Source organism: Kitasatospora aureofaciens, assembly GCF_019192735.1.
In the GTDB taxonomy this organism is placed as follows: domain Bacteria; phylum Actinomycetota; class Actinomycetes; order Streptomycetales; family Streptomycetaceae; genus Kitasatospora; species Kitasatospora aureofaciens_A.
The window spans coordinates 1-1,439 of sequence record NZ_JAHTKP010000168.1 but is presented as its reverse complement, the minus strand read 5'-3'; the positions used below and the strand labels follow the sequence as shown (position 1 = coordinate 1,439).

General features: G+C 71.2%; 1 protein-coding gene. It reads left to right on the top strand.

The window, feature by feature from the left end; genetic code table 11:
* Positions 1-938 precede the first annotated feature (938 nt).
* Positions 939-1,313, top strand: coding sequence for a transglycosylase SLT domain-containing protein (locus tag KV557_RS41780; protein WP_256178754.1), 375 nt, complete (start codon positions 939-941; stop codon positions 1,311-1,313).
* Positions 1,314-1,439: the final 126 nt, after the last annotated feature.

The following is a 1,439-nucleotide window of genomic DNA, read 5'->3' as shown; positions in this document are numbered from 1 at the left end:
CACCCTCCCCCTCACCCCAGGGGCCGGACAGGGACCACCGGGATGACCCCGACAGGGCCCGCGCCCGCGCGAACCGCGTGGCACGGGCCCTCTCGCGGTTCCGCTGCCCGCCCCGCGCCGCCCGCCCCCAGCCGTCCGCTTGTCGGCAACGGCCCCACCAGCTCGCGCATCCGCGCGTACGTGGCGGCCGGCCGGGCAGCCATCGCCTCGTCCAACGACGCCCGGCGCCGTACGCCACTGAGGCATCCACTGGTCGGAACCGCCGACCGCCGCGGCCGGCGGGAGTCCGGCCGGGCCGCGGGTGGCATGGAGGGACCACGGCCTCCAGAGCAACGCCCATCCCCCACGACCACATGCTGCCGACGAAGCAATGGATCATCAATGACGGGCGGTCAGGCCGGTCCCGCAGAAGCCGACGGAACACCGGCCTCGGCGCCACCGGGTGACCCCGGTCGGCGCACCGTCGCGTGTGGCGCGGGTCTCAGCCCGGACAGATCGTCTGCACCCAAAGTGTCGGCGGCAATTCGGTCAGTACTGGAAAATCCGGCCCAAATCCGGCCTAAACCGTGAGCCCGCTCACACCTGAGTGAGGTCCACGACGGGCGATAGTGGCCGCGCCCGGCGCCGCCCGCGACCCCCGACTGCGGCATTTGCGCAGCTCAGCAACAGTGACCGGCCACGCGGGCCGCCCTCTGAGTCGACGCTGACCGGCCCCCGAATACGACGGCCGATCGTAACAAGGGGGTCTTGGCGGCGGCCGATCCCACCTGGCAACAATTGCCCCACCCAGCCACACCGGCCCCGTCCCGCCGGATGCGGCTCACTGCCAAATCACGCCCCGCGACCTTCGGCCCCTGTCCGGCCACGGTCCAGGACGGGGCGCGACCCGGCCCAACCCGATTGAGGTCTTGCCCTACATGCCCACTTTCAAGCTCCGTATGCGCACCTCTGCCGCGATTCTTGCCGGCGCCGCCGGTCTGACCGCTCTGGGTGCCGCCGTGGCCCCCGCCACCGCCTCCGCCGCGACCCTTTCCCCGAAGGCCATCGCCGCCCAGATGGTGCCGGCGAACCAGCTCGCCTCGTTCAGCCAGATCATCTTCCACGAGTCCAGCTGGAACGTGCGGGCGACCAACCCGAGCTCGGGCGCCTACGGTCTGGCCCAGGCGCTGCCGGCCTCCAAGATGGCCTCGGCCGGCGCGGACTGGAGGACCAACCCGCGCACCCAGATCAAGTGGGCACTGAACTACATGAACACCCGCTACGGCAGCCCGAACGCCGCCTGGGCGTTCTGGCAGAACCACCACTGGTACTAACGACCTTGGGAGCAATGCTCGTGGTCGCGGTCGGCCCGTGACGTGAGAAGGGCCGCACGGGTTGGGTGAGTTGTGACGCTTACCTGGGCCCGTGCGGCCTGCTCTCATCCTGCCCTGTCCGGGGTC